General features: G+C 73.2%; 17 protein-coding genes and 1 riboswitch. Of the genes, 11 read left to right on the top strand and 6 right to left on the bottom strand.

The window, feature by feature from the left end; translation table 11 throughout:
• Positions 1–1,278, top strand: a 1,278-nt coding sequence (locus tag ABZ449_RS27200) for a dihydrolipoamide acetyltransferase family protein (protein WP_360351024.1), incomplete at its 5' end; no start/stop codon positions are given.
• A 232-nt stretch (positions 1,279–1,510) separates the two neighbouring features.
• Complete coding sequence (locus tag ABZ449_RS27195; RefSeq protein WP_360351021.1) at positions 1,511–3,091, top strand: globin domain-containing protein; 1,581 nt, start codon at positions 1,511–1,513, stop codon at positions 3,089–3,091.
• On the opposite strand, the gene ABZ449_RS27190 is transcribed toward ABZ449_RS27195, so the two are convergent.
• Complete coding sequence (locus ABZ449_RS27190; protein ID WP_360351018.1) at positions 3,092–3,661, bottom strand: NUDIX domain-containing protein; 570 nt, start codon at positions 3,659–3,661, stop codon at positions 3,092–3,094.
• Between the two features lie 372 nt (positions 3,662–4,033).
• Here ABZ449_RS27190 and ABZ449_RS27185 point away from each other — a divergent pair, with 372 nt between their 5' ends.
• Both ABZ449_RS27185 and ABZ449_RS27180 read left to right on the top strand, forming a co-directional pair.
• Positions 4,034–4,816: a helix-turn-helix domain-containing protein gene (locus ABZ449_RS27185; RefSeq protein WP_360351015.1), complete on the top strand. Its 783-nt coding sequence runs from the start codon at positions 4,034–4,036 to the stop codon at positions 4,814–4,816.
• Between the two features lie 232 nt (positions 4,817–5,048).
• Entirely contained in the window at positions 5,049–5,441 is a 393-nt protein-coding gene (locus ABZ449_RS27180) for an SsgA family sporulation/cell division regulator (protein WP_360351027.1), read from the top strand.
• 103 nt (positions 5,442–5,544) lie between these two features.
• Here ABZ449_RS27180 and ABZ449_RS27175 read toward each other — a convergent pair whose 3' ends face one another.
• Positions 5,545–5,925 carry a phage holin family protein gene (locus ABZ449_RS27175; RefSeq protein ID WP_360351012.1) on the bottom strand — a complete coding sequence of 127 codons (381 nt, stop codon included), beginning with the start codon at positions 5,923–5,925 and terminating at the stop codon, positions 5,545–5,547.
• 120 nt (positions 5,926–6,045) lie between these two features.
• On the opposite strand from ABZ449_RS27175, the gene ABZ449_RS27170 reads away from it, so the two are divergent.
• A complete protein-coding gene (locus ABZ449_RS27170) occupies positions 6,046–6,363 on the top strand; it encodes a cupin domain-containing protein (RefSeq protein WP_360351009.1) in 318 nt (105 codons plus the stop codon).
• A 91-nt stretch (positions 6,364–6,454) separates the two neighbouring features.
• Positions 6,455–7,126, top strand: a complete 672-nt coding sequence (gene tenA / locus ABZ449_RS27165; protein WP_360351006.1) for a thiaminase II — start codon at positions 6,455–6,457, stop codon at positions 7,124–7,126.
• 121 nt (positions 7,127–7,247) lie between these two features.
• Here the strand turns inward: tenA and ABZ449_RS27160 are convergent, their stop codons facing one another.
• Both ABZ449_RS27160 and ABZ449_RS27155 read right to left on the bottom strand, forming a co-directional pair.
• Positions 7,248–8,561, bottom strand: coding sequence for a hypothetical protein (locus ABZ449_RS27160; protein WP_360351003.1), 1,314 nt, complete (start codon positions 8,559–8,561; stop codon positions 7,248–7,250).
• Positions 8,562–8,758: 197 nt separating this feature from the next.
• Positions 8,759–10,048 carry a hypothetical protein gene (locus ABZ449_RS27155; RefSeq protein ID WP_360351000.1) on the bottom strand — a complete coding sequence of 430 codons (1,290 nt, stop codon included), beginning with the start codon at positions 10,046–10,048 and terminating at the stop codon, positions 8,759–8,761.
• Between the two features lie 261 nt (positions 10,049–10,309).
• Here ABZ449_RS27155 and ABZ449_RS27150 point away from each other — a divergent pair, with 261 nt between their 5' ends.
• The 3 genes from ABZ449_RS27150 to ABZ449_RS27140 all read left to right on the top strand — a co-directional run bounded on the left by ABZ449_RS27150 (position 10,310) and on the right by ABZ449_RS27140 (position 13,318).
• The gene (locus ABZ449_RS27150; RefSeq protein WP_049653234.1) at positions 10,310–10,510 is read left to right on the top strand and encodes a DUF5326 family protein; all 201 of its coding nucleotides are present in this window, start codon (positions 10,310–10,312) and stop codon (positions 10,508–10,510) included.
• Between the two features lie 201 nt (positions 10,511–10,711).
• A riboswitch (TPP riboswitch) is annotated at positions 10,712–10,846 on the top strand.
• Complete coding sequence (thiC, locus tag ABZ449_RS27145; RefSeq protein WP_360350998.1) at positions 10,841–12,655, top strand: phosphomethylpyrimidine synthase ThiC; 1,815 nt, start codon at positions 10,841–10,843, stop codon at positions 12,653–12,655. Its footprint overlaps the riboswitch before it by 6 nt.
• Before the next feature lie 216 nt (positions 12,656–12,871).
• Complete coding sequence (locus ABZ449_RS27140; protein ID WP_360350995.1) at positions 12,872–13,318, top strand: SRPBCC domain-containing protein; 447 nt, start codon at positions 12,872–12,874, stop codon at positions 13,316–13,318.
• A gap of 67 nt (positions 13,319–13,385) precedes the next feature.
• On the opposite strand, the gene ABZ449_RS27135 is transcribed toward ABZ449_RS27140, so the two are convergent.
• Positions 13,386–13,772, bottom strand: coding sequence for a VOC family protein (locus tag ABZ449_RS27135; protein ID WP_360350992.1), 387 nt, complete (start codon positions 13,770–13,772; stop codon positions 13,386–13,388).
• Between the two features lie 130 nt (positions 13,773–13,902).
• Here ABZ449_RS27135 and ABZ449_RS27130 point away from each other — a divergent pair, with 130 nt between their 5' ends.
• Positions 13,903–14,826, top strand: coding sequence for a LysR family transcriptional regulator (locus tag ABZ449_RS27130; protein ID WP_360350989.1), 924 nt, complete (start codon positions 13,903–13,905; stop codon positions 14,824–14,826).
• A 96-nt stretch (positions 14,827–14,922) separates the two neighbouring features.
• Here the strand turns inward: ABZ449_RS27130 and ABZ449_RS27125 are convergent, their stop codons facing one another.
• Positions 14,923–15,483, bottom strand: a complete 561-nt coding sequence (locus ABZ449_RS27125) for a hypothetical protein (protein ID WP_360350986.1) — start codon at positions 15,481–15,483, stop codon at positions 14,923–14,925.
• 273 nt (positions 15,484–15,756) lie between these two features.
• Here ABZ449_RS27125 and ABZ449_RS27120 point away from each other — a divergent pair, with 273 nt between their 5' ends.
• The gene (locus tag ABZ449_RS27120) at positions 15,757–16,245 is read left to right on the top strand and encodes a hypothetical protein (RefSeq protein ID WP_360350983.1); all 489 of its coding nucleotides are present in this window, start codon (positions 15,757–15,759) and stop codon (positions 16,243–16,245) included.
• Positions 16,246–16,257: the final 12 nt, after the last annotated feature.

Here is a 16,257-nt window from a genome sequence, read left to right as displayed (position 1 = left end):
GAGACGGCCAAGGCCGTGGTGGAGGTCCCCTGCCCCTACGGCGGAGTCGTCACCGCCCGCTACGGCGAGGAGGGCGAGGAGATCGCCGTGGGCGCGCCGCTGGTGACGGTCGCGGTGGCGTCGGCGGCGGGGGGCGCCGCGCAGGGTCCGGAGGAGCCGGGCGTGGTCGCGGCTCCGGCGGCCCCGGCGGCCTCCGAGGTGGAGCGGCCGCTGGTCGGCTTCGGGGTCGCCGAGCCGGGGCGGGGCACGCGACGGCGTCGGGTCGGGGTGGCTCCTGCCCGGGCGGCGGCTCCGGTGCAGGCTTCGGCGCAGGCTCCCGTTCGGACCGCTGCTCAAGCTGCTGCTCAGACGCCGGCTCGGGCTACTGCTCAGGCCGTTGCCCAGGCTGCCGCTCAGGCGCCGGCCGAGCCGGTGGTGGTGCCGGTGATCTCGCCGCTGGTGCGGCGGCTGGCCCGGGAGCAGGGGGTCGACCTGACCGCGCTGACCGGGAGCGGGCCGGACGGGCTGATCATGCGTGCGGACATCGAACGGGCGGTTGCGGCCAGGGTGGCCGCGCCGGCGCCCGTCGGGCCCGTCGCGCCGACCGTGCAGGAGGGCGTGGTCCCGTTGCGCGGACTGCGCAAGGCGGTGGCCGAGAAGCTGAGCCGCAGCCATCGGGAGATCCCGGCGGCGACCTGCTGGGTGGATGCGGATGCCACCGAACTCATGGCGCTACGGCGGCAGTTGAACGCCATGCCGGGGCCGAAGGTGAGCGTACTGGCGCTGCTGGCGCGGATCTGCACCGTCGCGCTGGCGCGCTTCCCGGAGCTCAACTCCTCGGTGACCGAAGACGGTTCGGGCATCGTCCGGCATTCGGCGGTGCACCTGGGCTTCGCCGCGCAGGGCGAGCGCGGGCTGGTCGTCCCGGTGGTGCGGGACGCGCAGGGCCGCAGCACCGAGCAACTCGGCGAGGAGCTGGGCCGGTTGACCGAGGCGGCGCGCAGCGGTGCGCTCACCCCGGGCGAACTGACCGGCGGCACCTTCACGTTGAACAACTACGGCGTGTTCGGCGTGGACGGCTCCACCCCGATCCTCAACCACCCGGAGGCGGCGATGCTCGGGGTCGGTCGGATCGTCGCCAAACCCTGGGTCCACCAGGGGGAGTTGGCGGTGCGCGAGGTGACCCAGCTGTCGTTCACCTTCGATCACCGGGTCTGCGACGGCGGGACGGCGGGGGGCTTCCTGCGGTTCGTCGCGGACTGCGTGGAGCAGCCGGGGATGCTGCTGCGGCAGCTCTGAGCCCGGCCGTCGGGGCGGGGCGGGGTAGCCCTGGGTGCGCGGAGGGGCACCCAGGGCTACCGTGGGCCGGGGAGAGTAGCGCGTCCCCGGCCCGGATGTCCGGGCTTCGCGCGATTCGTCGGACGAGTGCTCCGGCCGTGCCACGCTGCCTTGGCGTCAGCGAAGACAAGCCAGGTGGTGGCGCAGGCCGGCCGGAGGCGAAACGATTCTCTTGGGTACTCGAAACGTAGCGGTGAAGTCCCGCAGGTCAGTTCTGGTCCGCACCGGGTACGGCCCGGCGCGGGCCGCCTCCGTCCCGGGCCTGCCGGAGGCGGAGGCGCCGACGGCGGTGCTGCCGCCGGTGTCGCTGCTGGAGCCCGTCCGGCCGGCGGTCCCGGCCCCGCCGCCGTACCCGCCGGCCGTGCCCGCCCCCGCCCCTGCTCCCGTTCTCGCCCCTGCTCCCGTTCTCGCTCCGGATCCCGCCTCCGCTCCGGAACCCGCCTCCTTCGGCTCGCCGTTCGCCGACGCGCCCGGCCTCAACCGGGCCGGTCCGGGCGACCGGTGGAGCGAGGCCTGGGGCGTGCGGACCCACCTCGGGCAGCTCCCGGCCGTGCCCCCCGCCGCCGCGCTCCCCGCCGCCGGGCAGGACGGGATCGCCGGCGGATCGCCGCTCACCGCCCGGGACGTCGAGCTGGTCCGGGCCGGCCTCGCCGCCGTCGTGCCGGTCGCCGACCGGGCCACCGCGCACTTCTTCGCGCTGCTCTTCCTGCGCCACCCCGAGCTCCGCTCGTTCTTCCCCGCCGCCATGGACGTCCACCGCGACCGGCTGTTCCGCACCCTGCTGGCCGTCGTGCACGAGATCGACCAGCCGGCGGCCCTGCGCGCCACGCTGACCGGGCTCGGCCGCGGCCACCGCCGGCACGGCACGCTGGCCGGGCACTACATCGCGGTCGAGGACTGCCTGGTGCGGACGCTGGCCCGGTACGCGGGCGACCACTGGGACGCCGAGGCCGAATCGGCCTGGCGCCGCGCCTACCGGATGATCGCCTCGGCCATGATCGAGGCGGCCGAGGAGGACGCCCGCACCTCGCCGCCCTGGTGGCAGGGCGAGATCGTCCGGCACGAGCGCCGCACCCGGGACGTCGCGGCGATCACCGTCCGCCCGGACCAGGCGTACCCGTTCCGGGCCGGGCAGTACGCCGCGCTGGAGACGCCCTGGTGGCCGCGGGTCTGGCGGCACTACTCCTTCGCCGCTGCGCCCCGGCCGGACGGGCTGCTGACCTTCCACGTCAAGGCCGTCCAGGCGGGCTGGGTGAGCAACGCGCTGGTCCACCGGGCCGCACCCGGGGACGTGCTGCGGCTCGGTCCGGCGGCCGGCTCGATGACCGTCGACCACGCGGCCGGCCCGGACCTGCTCTGCCTCGGCGGCGGCACCGGCATCGCGCCGATCCGCGCCCTGCTGGAGGAGGCCGCCGAGCACGGCGGGCCCGGCCGCCGGGTCGAGGTGTTCTACGGGGCCCGCCGGGCCGAGGAGCTGTACGAGCTGGACGGCCTGCGCGAACTGGCCCTGCGGCACCCGTGGCTGACGGTCCGTCCGGTGCTGTCCGGTGGCGGCCGGGCCGGCGGCCAGCCGCGAGGCGGCCGGTGGCCAGGTGACGGGCTGACCGGCGAACTGCCCGAGGTGGTGGGCCGGTTCGGCCCGTGGACCGGACGCGAGGCGGTGCTCAGCGGGCCGCCCGCGATGGTGCGCCGGGGCGTCGGGGCGCTGGTGCGGGCCGGGGTGCCGGCCGAGCGGATCCGGCACGACCCGGTCGGCGACCCGGCCCTCGCCTGATCACCCGAGGTCGGGTGCGAGGAGCGCGCGGATGCCCTCGATGTTGGCCGCCAGGTACGCCCGCAGCCGGGGCGGGACCACGTTGACCGAGGTGACGCCCTCGCGGGTGAACGGCAGCCGGACCACCTCGTACTCGCCGTTGGGGTCGGTCACCTCGGGCCCGTGCCGCCGGCTGAGGTCCATCGAGGCGAGCCGGCAGACGAAGAAGTGCTGGACCTTGACCCCGTGCGGGTGCGGCAGGGTGCCGTCGTCGATCGGGGTCCCCCCGGCCGGAGGCTGGGGGAGGGGGTGGCTGATGGTGTCGACGAAGGCGGGCACCACGTCCACGACCTTGCCGCCGAGCTCCTCGTCCAGCTCGCGGTGCAGCGCCTCGACCACCGTCCGGTCGTCGCGTTCGACCCCGCCGCCGGGGGTGATCCAGTACGGGTGCGGCGAGTCCGGCCGGACCCGCCGGATCAGCACGATCGACGCCGGGCCGTACGGATCGTCCGGGTCCAGGTCCAGCAGGATCGCCCGCGCGGTGCGCTTCACGACCGGGCGCGGTGGCGGGGTGTGGTTCTCGGGGCCCATGGCCACCTCCGGGACTCGCGCGTTGTGCGGGAGTCTCCCGCGCCGGGGAGGGGGCGAAACCCTGGGAACGGGTCGAAACGCACCGGGAACGGGTCGAAACGCCGACCTGGTCGGGTGCATCCGTTCGGGGATCCGCTGTGCTGCAATGAGCAGCCATCGGGCAAATCGGAGGTTTCGCTCCGCGCGCCCTTCTGGGCAGGGACCTGTACGAGGGACTCGGGCTGGGGGTTGGGTGGCATGGATCGGATCGCACAGCCAATCGGGAGAGCTCAGCCGTTCGGTGGTCCGCAGCCGTTCGGGAAGGCCCGGTCGTTCGAGGAGACGCAGCCGTTCGAGAAAGCGGAGCCGTTCGAGAGAACGCAGCCGTTCGAGATGGCGCGCGGGTCCGGGACGGCCGCGCCGCGGCGGACGGCGGCGGACCGCGGGCCCACCCTGATCGGCTCCGTCCAGCGGGCGCTGCGGCTGCTGGAGGCGGTCGGCGGCTTCCGGCGCGGTGCGACCGCCAAGCAACTGGCCCGGGCGGCCGGACTCCCCCTCGGCACCGCCTACCACCTGCTGCGGACCCTGGCCCACGAGGGCTACCTGCGGCGCTCCGAGGGGCGCTTCTTCCAGGGGGAGGCGCTCGACGGCATAGCCCGCGCCGGCGTCCGGTCCGGCGATCCCGACCTGCGGACGCGGATGCAGTCCCTACGGGACGAACTCGGCGCCGCCGTCTACTTCGCGCTCTACCGGGACGGCGAGGTCCACCTGGTGGACGTGGTCGAGGGCCCGAACCGCCCGGCCGTCGAGCCCTGGGCGGACTTCCGGGCCACCGCCCACGCGCACGCCATCGGCCAGTGCCTGCTCGGCCAGCTGCCCGAGGAGGAACGTCGTGACCACCTCGCCCGCCATCCGCCGGCCGCTCTCACCCCGTCCACCCTCACCGGTGAGACGGCGGTGCTGCGTCGGCTCGCCTCGCTGCGGCCGACCATGCCGGTGCTGGAGCGGCAGGAGTACGCGCTCGGCACGGTCTGCGCGGCCGTTCCGATCACCATCGGCCCGGTGGTCGCCACCATGGCCCTGTCTCTTCCGGTCGACCAGGCCGACCGGCTGGCGCCCGCCGCCCGCCAACTGCGGCGCGGGGTGGGGGCGATGAGCTCGGCGTTCATCTTCTGACGCCACTTGGTCTGGACCAGCCCCGGCTCGTTCACCATTTGAAAAAGCACGCCTTGTCCACTACATCACCAAACGTGGACGATGATGACCGAACGTGGATTGGTTGCCTAAACCGTCACAAAAACCGTCGAAAACATGTCCGGCCGCTATCGGACCAGCAGACCGACGGCGCGTGGGCAGAACGAGAGGTACTGGCGCCATGCAGCACAGCACAGTCCAGGGTCACCTGGTGATGAACCTCGTGGTCTCGCACGAGCTCTCCTTCCGCCTCCCGGTGGACCTGGCGTACGAGGCCGACGATCCGTACGCCGTCCGGCTCACCTTCCACCTGCCCGGCGACGCCCCGGTCACCTGGTACTTCGCGCGGGAGCTGCTGCTCGACGGGATCAGCGGCCCGGCGGGCGAGGGCGACGTGCACATCCGCCCGGTCGGCGAGGAACTCTCGGAGGTCCGCATCGTGCTGCGCTCCCCCGACGGCGACGCCCTGCTGTGCGCCTCGTCCGCGCCGCTGATCGCCTTCCTGGCGCGCACCGACCGGCTGGTGCCGATGGGGCAGGAGTTCACCGGGCGTGACATCGACGCCCAGCTCGCGGACCTGCTCAGGGGGCGCGAGAACGCGGGTTGAGCGCTCCGGCGCCGGCCCGGCCGGGCGAGCGGAACGGCGAAGGGGCCCGTACCCGGTGGACCACCCGGGTGCGGGCCCCTTTCGGCTGTCCGCGCGACGCCGGTCAGTCGTCGTCCAGGGCCAGGTGCAGGCCCCACGCCACCAGGCTGATGATCAGTGAACCGACCAGTGCGGAAGCGAAGTTGGTGACGTGGAAGTCCAGGCTCAGCTTCCCGGAGGCCCAGGAGGTGAGCAGCAGCATCAGGGCGTTGACCACGAAGGTGATCAGGCCCAGCGTGAGGATGAACAGGGGGAACGAGAACAGCTTGACCACCGGCTTGATCAGCCAGTTCACCACGCCGAACACGACGGCCACGCCGAGCACCGTCAGCGCCTTGTGCTGCCAGTCCGCGTTGCCCTGGGCGAGTTGGATACCGCTGACGATCCAGGCGGCGACCCAGATGGCCGCCGCGTTGATCAGTGTCTTGATGACGAAACCCTTCATGCCGCCCAAGCCTGGCAGGTACCCCGGTCCCGGCGGAACCACCGGACGGCGGGGTGGTGTTGAATGCCCCTGGTCCGGCAGGTGGACGGCCGGGCCCGAGGACGAGGGAGGACGGCGGCGGTGAAGCTCTTCCGGCTGGACGAACTGGACGCCGAACGGGCGGCCAACGACGGTGCGTACCTGCGGTTCCTGCGCGAACCGCGGATGTCCGCCGGGCTGTACGCGCTCTCCCCCGGGGACACCGACACCCAGACCGCGCACGACCAGGACGAGATCTACCAGGTGATCAGCGGCCGGGCCGAGCTGACCGTCGGCGCCGAGACGGCGCCGGTCGGACGCGGCACCGTGGTGTACGTGCCGGCCGGCACCCAGCACCGGTTCCACCACGTCACCGAGGAACTGCGGGTCCTGGTGGTGTTCTCCCCGCCGGAGGACTGAGCGGCCCCGGCGCCCGGGGCCGGCGGCAGGCGCGCCCCGGCAGCACGAGCGCCCCGGCCGCACGCACGTCCCGGCGGTTAGGGTCGGCGGCATGAGCACCAAGACGCTGACCGAAGAACTCTGGGCCGCCATCGAGCCGGTGTACGCCGAGATCCTCGCCCACCCCTTCCTAGCCGGGCTCACCGACGGCACCCTGCCGCGCGAGGCCTTCCGCCACTTCGTCGTCCAGGACTCGCACTACCTGCGCGACTACGCCCGCGCGCTCGCCGTCTGCGCCGCCAAGGCACCCGGCGAGCAGGACGTCCGGGCCTTCGCCGACGACGCGGTCGGCGCGCTCGCCGCCGAGCAGGGCATGCACGCCGAGTTCCTGACCGCCTTCGGCGGCAGCGCCGAGGAGGCCGCCGCCGAGCCGGTGCTGCCCACCACCCGCGCCTACACCAGCTACCTGCTGGCCACCGTCTACGGCGGCTCCTTCGCCGAGGCGGTCGGCGCGGTGCTGCCCTGCTACTGGATCTACGCCCGGGTCGGCGAGGCGCTGCTCGCCCAGGGCTCGCCCGACCCGCTGTACGCCAAGTGGATCGCCACCTACGGCGACGAGGCCTTCCAGTCGGTGGTCCGCCGGGTGCTGGCGCTCACCGACCGGCTGGGCGAGGAGCTGTCCGCGGCCGAACGCCGCAAGGTGGTCGAGCACTTCGTGACCACCTCGCGCTACGAGTGGATGTTCTGGGACGCGGCCTGGCGCGGGGAGCGCTGGCCGGTCTGAGCCGTCCGGGGGCGTCCGGGGGCGTCCGCCCGCCGTCCGCCCGCCGTCCGTCCGCCGTCCGCCCGCCGTCCGCCCGCCCGCCGTCCGGGACTCCCCCGGGCGACGGGCGGACGGTGCCTGGTCAGTCGGTGACGTAGTAGCCGTTCACGTCGGCGATGAGGTCCAGGTCGGCCCCGTGGTTGTAGACGGCGTAGGTGCCCGTGCTTTCGAGCACCTCGGCGGTCGCCGAGTTCGAGGTGGTCTGCCCCCGCACCACGTTGACGGTGGAGGTGCCCGTCTGCAGGTCCGGTTCGCGGGTCACCGCGAGGTAGCCGTCAGCGAGGACGTTGGTGGCCGTGATGTTGGCCTCGACGCCGAAGGCGTTCGGCACGGAGCCGTCGGTGGGGACGGCCTGGATCATCCGGGTGCCCGACCCGGGCACCGGTCCGCCGCCGAGCCGGGAGTCGAAGCTCCGCACCGGTGTCCTGAGCGCGCTGTACCGGCCCTTGCCGGACGGTCCGTAGTAGCCGACGATGTCGATGACGACGTGCACCGGGCCGACGTGGTTGTAGAGGTTGATCCTGCCGTCCTGGCCGACCGGCACCACGACGCGGTTCGCGACCGTCGAGCCCGCCGGGAAGTTGACGTTCGAGCCGACGTCGGGCCGGGGTTCTCCGGCCGGGTACGCGGTCAGGAAGCCGTCCCGGTAACCGTCGACCGCGGTGACGTTGAGGACCACCGCGGTGGCGTCCGCGGTCCCCAGCTCGGTGCGGGCGACCTGGTAGCTGCGCACCGAGTCGGTGTCGATCCGGCCGGTGGTGTCGCGGCGGCTGTCGGCGATCCGGCTCGGGTACAGCGGGCGGTACTTGTCGGTCGCCGCGGTCCGGAAGTAGCCGACCACGTCGAGGACGACGTCGGTGGTGCCCGCGTTGTTGTAGAGGGTGAGCCACGGGACGCCGTGGCTGACCGGGCCGGTCGCGACCGTGACCAGGTTCGAGACGGTCTGGCCGGGCTTGAAGTTGATGCTGGAGGTTGCGGGCTTGGTGCCCGGCGCGCCAGGGGGGCCGAGCGTGACGAAGCCGTCGGCGGTCGGGTCGGTCACGGTCACGTTGACCACCACGGCCGTGGCATCGGTCGGGACGACGCCGAAGCACTCCTGCCGCGGAGGGGCGAGGCAGCCCGTGGCGATCGGGGTCGAGAAGTACTCGCCGGCCCGCAGCGGCCGCGCCGTGCGGGTCTCCGGGACCTTGCTGTCGTCGCGGGTGTCCAGGACCCGGATCGGGGACATCCCGACGTACCCGGCCGGTGCGGTGACGTCGGGGGTGGCGGTGTCGGCCGCCGGGGCGGTGGCCGGCGAGGCGGTGGGTGCGGCGGTCGCCGGGACGGTGGCGAGGGCCGGGGCGATGAGGACGAGCGCCGCCAGGGCGGCTGTGGACAGGGCTGTTCTGACCCGCATGGTCGGGATTCCTCCCCCAGGTCGGTGGTGCTGGACCGGTTTGCTGCCAGCACTGGTTGGACGCCCGGGGACGCCCGGGGTTGTGCCCTGCCGGAGGAATTCTCGGCGGGTCGTCCGGACGCGGCTCTTCCCCGGACAAGCCCGGCCCGCCGACCCGGGTGTTCCGGGGCGGCGGGCCGGGCGGCATCGTTACCGGCTCAGCCGGTGACGAAGTAGCCGGTCAGATCGGCGACGACGTTCACCGGAGCGCCGTGGTTGAAGACCGAGTACGTACCCCCGCCGGTGACCCCGGTGGTCGCCGAGTTGGCGATGGTCTGCCCGGGCTCGACGTTCACGGTGGAGGTGTTCGGCGGCTGGCCCCCGCCCGGGAACACCGTGAGGTGGCCGTAGTCGGAGACGTCGGTGACCGTGACGTTGGCCTCGACGCCCAGCACGTTCGGGACCGAGCCGTCCGTGGGCACGGCCTGGACGGCCGTGGTCGCCCCCCGCTGGAGCATGCCGCCGGTGACCCGGGTGTCGAGATTGCGGACGGGGGTCTTGAGCGCGCTGAACAGCCCGGTGCCGGACGGGCCGTAGTAGCCGACCACGTCCACGATCACGTGCACCCAGCCGGCGCGGTTGTAGACGTCGATCTTCCCGTCCGCCCCGACCGGCACCACGACCTGGTTGGCGACCGTCGACCCCACCGGGAAGTTGACGTTCGAACCCCGGGCCGGCCGCTGCGTCCCGGTCGGGTAGGCGGTCAGGAAGCTCTCCCAGGAGCCGTCCGTCGTGGTGACGTTGAGGACCACCGCCTTCGCGTCCGCGGTGCCCAGCTCCGGCCGGGCGACCTGGTACGTGCGCACCGCGTCGCCGCCGAGCCGGCCGGTGCCGTCGCTGCGGCTGTCGGCGATCCGGGTCGGGGTCAGCGGGCCGTACTTGTCGGTCGCCGCGGTCCGGTAGTAGCCGACCACGTCGAGGACGACGTCGGTGGTGCCCGCGTTGTTGTAGAGGGTGAGCCACGGGGCGGCGCGGTCGACCGGGCCGACCGCGACCGTGACCAGGTTCGAGACCGTCTGGCCGGCCTTGAAGTTGATGCTGGAGGTCGCGGGCCTGGTCCCCGGCGGACCGGCGGTGGGGAGGAGCGAGACGAAGCCGTCGGCGGTCGGGTTGGTGACGGTCACGTTGACCACCACGGCCGTGATGTCGGACGGGACGACGGAGGTGCAGTTCTGCGGGGGGTGGCTGCGGCAGAACGTGGCGAGCGGGGTCGAGTAGTACTGGCCCTCCTGGACCGGGCGTACGGTGCGGATCGCCGGGACCTGGCTGTAGTCGCGGGTGTCCAGGATCCGGGTCGGGGACATCCCGACGAACCCGGCCGGTGCGGTGACGTCGGCGGCGGCGGTCACGGCCGCCGGAGCGGCGGTCGCCGGGACGACGGCGAGGGCCGCGACGGTGAGGTTGAGCGCCGCGAGAGCGGCTGTGGATACGGCTGTTCTGGCCCGCATGATCAGGTTCCCCCCTGGTCGATGGTGCCGGGACGGGCTTTCTCCCGGCACTGGTTGGACGCTCCGCGGCGCCGGGGGTTGTGCGCCGCCGGAGGAATTCTCGGGGGTCACCCGGGGGGTCGGGGTCGGGGTGATCTCGGGGTTCTCTCCGGGCCGCCGGGCCTCGTTCCGGCACTCCCGCCACCGTACGATCGAAGTACCGAAAGCAAGCGGGACGCGGCACCGGACGGCGGCCGCCCCGAGGGGAGAAGAGGAACGGACATGGCTGAGCTCTGGAAGTCGCTGCCCTCCTGGGTGCGCAACATCGTCATCCCGGTGCTGGTCCTGGTGCTGGCCTGGAACATCGTCGCCTTCGTGTTCGGCGTCGTCGGCGCACTGCTCTCGATCGTGATCAAGCTCCTGGTGGTGGTCGGCATCGCGGCCGCCGTGGTGGTCCTGGTGAAGAAGGCCGCCAAGAGCTGACCCGCCACCCCGTAACGCCGCCCTGAGGCCCGGCCCCCCGACAGGGGAGCCGGGCCTCGGCCGTTCTCCGACGCCGGGCCGGCGGGCCAACGGGACGGCCGAGGGCGCAGAGGCTCCGGGTGGCGGCCGGGTGGGGGTGGGGCGCTCTGGACCTGCGGCGATCCGCTCGCTACGGTGTTGGGCGTCGTGTGCAGGCAACACCGCCTGCGACGCGGGAGCTCGGAGCACCGGGCTGAGAGGACGCTGAACGGGACGTCGACGGACGGACCGACGGCTGCGTCGACCGCAGGAACCTGACCGGGTAATGCCGGCGTAGGGAGTAGAGGTCAGATGACCACGTTCGAAGCACAGCCGCAGTCTGTCCAGGGCGCCCCCAGCAGCGAGCGCACCGGCTATCCGACTCCGGCCTGGCGCAAGGCCCACCGCGAGGGATCGCGCCCCGACCTGCGCGTTCCGTACCGCGAGGTGCAGCTCACCAACGGCAGGACCGTCCCGCTGTACGACACCTCCGGTCCGTACACCGACCCGTCCTTCGAGCCCGACGTGCGGCGCGGTCTGCCCGCCCTGCGGGACGCCTGGATCCGCCAGCGCGGCGACGTCGAGGAGTACGACGGCCGCGAGCCGCGCCCCGAGGACGACGGGATCAAGCACACCTCGCCGCGCGGCGGGAACCTGCGCAACCTGGACGCCGTCTTCCCCGGCCGTCCGCGTCGCCCGCTGCGCGGTCGCGAGGGCGTCGCCGTCAGCCAACTCGCTTACGCCAAGCGGGGCGTGGTGACGCCGGAGATGGAGTTCGTGGCGCTGCGCGAGGGCCTCGCGCCCGAGTACGTGCGCGCCGAGGTGGCTCGCGGCCGGGCCGTCATCCCGGTCAACGTGAACCACCCGGAGGTGGAGCCGGCCGTCATCGGCACCAACTTCCTGGTGAAGATCAACGCCAACATCGGCAACTCCGCCGTCACTTCCTCGATCGAGGAGGAGGTGGAGAAGATGACCTGGGCCACCCGTTGGGGCGCCGACACCGTCATGGACCTCTCCACCGGCCGCAACATCCACACCACCCGCGAGTGGATCCTGCGCAACTCCCCGGTGCCGATCGGCACCGTGCCGCTCTACCAGGCCCTGGAGAAGGTGGACGGCAAGGCCGAGGAGCTGAGCTGGGAGGTCTACCGGGACACCATCATCGAGCAGTGCGAGCAGGGCGTCGACTACATGACCGTCCACGCCGGCGTGCTGCTGCCCTACGTCCCGCTCACCGCGCGCCGCAAGACCGGCATTGTCTCGCGCGGCGGCTCGATCATGGCGGCCTGGTGCCTGGCCCACCACCAGGAGAACTTCCTCTACACCAACTTCGAGGAGCTCTGCTCCATCCTCGCCTCGTACGACGTCACCTTCTCGCTCGGCGACGGCCTGCGCCCGGGCTCGATCGCGGACGCCAACGACGAGGCGCAGTTCGCCGAGCTGAAGACCCTCGGCGAACTCGGCCGGATCGCCCGCGAGCACGACGTCCAGGTGATGATCGAGGGCCCGGGCCACGTTCCGATGAACAAGATCAAGGAGAACATGGATCTCCAGAAGGAGATCTGCGACGAGGCGCCGTTCTACACCCTCGGCCCGCTGACCACGGACGTCGCCCCCGGCTACGACCACATCACCTCGGGCATCGGCGCCGCGATGATCGCCTGGTGGGGCACCGCGATGCTCTGCTACGTCACCCCCAAGGAGCACCTGGGCCTGCCCAACCGGGACGACGTCAAGACCGGCGTGATCACCTACAAGATCGCCGCCCACGCCGCCGACCTGGCCAAGGGCCACCCCGGCGCCCAGGCCTGGGACGACGCCCTCTCCGACGCCCGCTTCGAGTTCCGCTGGGAGGACCAGTTCAACCTGGCCCTCGACCCGGAGACCGCCCGCAGCTTCCACGACGAGACCCTCCCCGCCGAGCCCGCCAAGACCGCGCACTTCTGCTCGATGTGCGGCCCGAAGTTCTGCTCGATGAAGATCTCCCAGAAGATCCGCGACGAGCACGGCGACGGTTCCACCGCCGTGAACACCGAGTTCGACGCCGAGGCCCTGGCCGGCATGGCCGAGAAGTCGGCCGAGTTCGCCGCCCAGGGCAACCGGGTCTACCTCCCGCTGGCCGACTGACAGGTCACGACCGAGCGCCGCCCCACGTCAGTCGGGGCGGCGCTCGGTCGTCGCGTCAGGACCGGCCGCCCGGTTCGGGCCCTGGGTGTTCCGGGCCCGTTCGTCGGTCGCGGGGAAAAGTCGTCGAAGAATCTTCGCGGGGAGCGATGAGTTTCCGGGGCGGCCGGGGTCTACCTCTTTGCAAGCGACGGGTGTGACCACGGAGGAGAGACCGAGATGACCGAGATGACCGAGAACCTGGGCGAGCTGACCATCACCCGTGAGCTGCCGGGCGCCCCGGCCGCCGCGTTCGCGGCGTACTTCGAGCCGGAGCGGTTCGTCCGCTTCTGGGGGCCGGTCGGCACCCACGTGCCGCTGGAGACCGTGGCCATCGAGGCGAAGGTGGGCGGGCGGTACGACAGCACCATGGTGGTGGACGCGACCGGTGAGCGGTACCCGGTGAAGGCGGAGATCGCCGAGATCCGGGCCGGCGAGTCCTTCACGATGGTGGAGGAGGGTTCGGGCATGCGGTCCACCCTCACCTTCACCGGGCTCGACGGGGGCGGCACCCGGGTGGTGCTGCACCAGACCGGGGTGCCGGAGATGTTCCGCGGCCCGGAGGCCGAGGCGGGGCTCAACTCCAGCTTCGACCGGCTGGTCGAGCACCTCGCCGGCCGGGACTGACCGGCCCGCACGGTGTTTCGCGGTGCCCGCCCCGGTCCACCCCCGTGGGTCCGGGGCGGGGGTCCGTTCAGTTGGCGGCGTCCTGCGGGTACCAGCGGAGTTCGACGGTGTTGCCGTCCGGGTCGCTGACGTAGACGGAGGTGGCGGTGCCGCGGGCGCCGTAGCGGGGGACGGGGCCCTCCAGGACGGTGAAGGTGCCCGCGTCGATGACCTCCTGCCAGTCGAGGGGCTCGACGGTGAGGCAGAAGTGGTCGACGTTGGACTCGTGCCGGGGGCCGACGGCCAGGTCGATGATGGTCTCGGGGCTGACCCGGACGGACGGGAAGGACACCTTTCCGGCGCGCCACTCGTCGACGCGGACCGGCTCCAGGCCGAGGAGGCCGACGTAGAAGGCCAGCGAGCGCTCGACGTCGGCGACGTTGAGGACGAGGTGGTCGAAGGCTACGACGCGCATGGGTGATCGGCTCCGCTCGGGTGGGGCTGTCGGGGACGGGTTCAACGATCCTCCCGGTGGGGCACGCGATCAATGCGGGATCGGCATACGATCGTTGAGCGGGATTCAACGATCGAGGGGTGGGGCCGGGATGCTGGAGCGGCTGGAGATCGAGGTCTTCCTCGCGCTGGCCGAGGAGTTGCACTTCGGCCGGACCGCCGAGCGGCTGCGCCTGACCACCGGGCGGGTCAGCCAGGTGGTGGCGAAGCTGGAGCGCCGGATCGGCGGTCGGCTGTTCGACCGCACCAGCCGGTCGGTCCGACTCACCGCCGTGGGGCGGCAGTTGGCGGACGACCTGGCTCCGGTGGTGGCGGCGATGGAGGCGGCGCTGCGTCGGGCGGAGGACGCGAACCGGGGTGTCACCGGGGAGCTGCGGGTGGCGTTCCTCGGGGAGTGGACGGCGCCGGTGCTGCTCAAGGCGGCCGCGCTGTTCGGCGAGCGGCACCCGGACTGCCGGGTGGACGTGCGGGAGGTGCAGCTCTCCAACTCGCGGACGAGCCTGGAGGACGGCTCGATCGACATCCTGATCGCCTCCTACCCGTTCGACGGCATGGCCCGCGGGCCGGTGCTGATGACCGAGCGGCGGGTCCTCGCGGTGGCGGCCGGGCACCCGTTGGCCGGTGAGCGCTCGGTGTCGCTCGAGGTGCTCGCCGACCACCCGGTGGTGCAGTACCCGTCCGTCACCTCGGTGGGCTTCAAGCGCGACCGCACCCCCGACCGGACGCCGTCCGGGCGCCCGGTGCCCAAGGGGCCGTCGGGCAGCACCTTCTCCGAGATGCTCAGCCTGGTCGCGATGGGCCGCGGCGTCCTCCCGGTCGGCGAGCACTCCCGCCACTACTACCCGCGCCCGGACGTCGCGTACGTGCCGATCCGTGACGCGCCGCCGATCGAGCGCGGCCCGGTCTGGCTGGAGAGCAACACCACGGCCCGGGTCCGCGCCTTCGTCCGGGCCGCGACGGACGTCGTCGCGCAGCGGCCGGAGGGGGCGCCCCTGTGCGTGGTGGCGCCGGGGTGAGGGGCGGGGCGAGGGGCGGCGTGCGAGGCGGGGCGAGGGGCGGGGCGAGGGTCGGCGTACGAGGCGGGGCGAGGGGCTGAACCCGCCCCGCGTGGCTCAACTCGCCCTGCGCCGACGGTAGTAGTGCACGGTGAGCACGGCGAGCAGCGGTCCCCAGGCCGCCAACGGCAGGTAGCTCATCCAGAACACGACGGTCTGCCAGCCGTGGGTGATGATCCCGGCCTCGTCGCCCCGGATGGTCAGGCCGAGCGAGAACATCACCATCGAGTACGGGAAGACCATCAGCGCCGTCGCGCCCAGCCCGGCCGGGACGACGGCGGCCGGCACCGGGACGGGGCGGCCGCCGAGGACGGGGATCCAGCGCGGCCACACCTCGCCCCAGCGGGCGACCAGGCCGAAGCAGAGGAGGGCCAGCGCCTCGCTGACCACGCTGAGCGCGAGGATGTACGCCCAGCCGCCGTCGAACGAGGCCGGATCCTGCTCGGGGGGCGTCGGGCCGTGCTCGAGCAGCGGCAGCCCGAGGATGAAGCCGCCGATCCGCCAGAGGCAGGAGGGCAGGACGGCCAGGGTGATCGCGTAGGCCGCCCGGACGGCCCAGCGGGGCACGCCCGGTGCGGGTGTTCCGTGCAGCCGTGCCGCGATCGTCCGTGCGCCCATGGTTCCGCCTCCCGGCCCGGGCGGACACCGTCCGTCCGCCACCGCCTCCGACCCTCCCGGAGAACGCGGGCGGGGGCGTCCTCAGCCGGGCTGAACCGGGCGCGACCCGCTCCCCCGCCAAGGGGAGCGGGCCGCCGCCGCGCGGACGGTGTCGACGGCGGTCGATCTGGTACCCGGGTATGACCCCGGATCCGGTTCCCCGGTGTGACGACCGGCCGGGCACCCGAACGGGAAGGTGGGGGCATCGACCGAACGAGGCTGAAGGAGCCGATGATGTCCGTGATCCCCCGTCAGTCCCGCAGCCTCGTCCGGGTCGCCGTCCGCGCGGGCCTGGCGCTGCCGGCCGGCGTGGTGGGGGCCTGGCTGGTGCTGACCGGGCGGCCGGGGCGGGCCGCCCGGTGGCAGGCGCGGGTGTCGGGCGGCCGCGGCTGGACGGGTGGCCGGGTGCTGGCCCGGGTGGTCCTGGGGCTGCCGCTGGACGCCCTGGCGCTGCTGCTGGTCGGGTACGCGCTGTTCGGCTCGGTGCGGAACTTCGGCTACCCGCTCTGGTACCTGGACACGGACTACCACCGGGCTTGGGGCGGCCCGACCATGGCCGGGGTCTGGGCGGTGCACGCCACGGGCTGGGGCCTGTGCCTGTACCTGCTGCTGCGCTGGCCGCTGCCGTGGATCGCGCGCGGCCGGCGAGCCCTGTCCGCGCGGCTGACGGCCGGCCGGCCGTCGCCTTCGGCCGCGCGTCCGGTCGCGGCACCGGCGGTGTGAGCCGCTGCCGAC

This window comes from Kitasatospora sp. NPDC005856 (assembly GCF_040629945.1).
Classification (GTDB): domain Bacteria; phylum Actinomycetota; class Actinomycetes; order Streptomycetales; family Streptomycetaceae; genus Kitasatospora.
The sequence above is the reverse complement of the archived record's forward strand: the minus strand, read 5'-3'. Positions and strand labels throughout refer to the sequence as shown.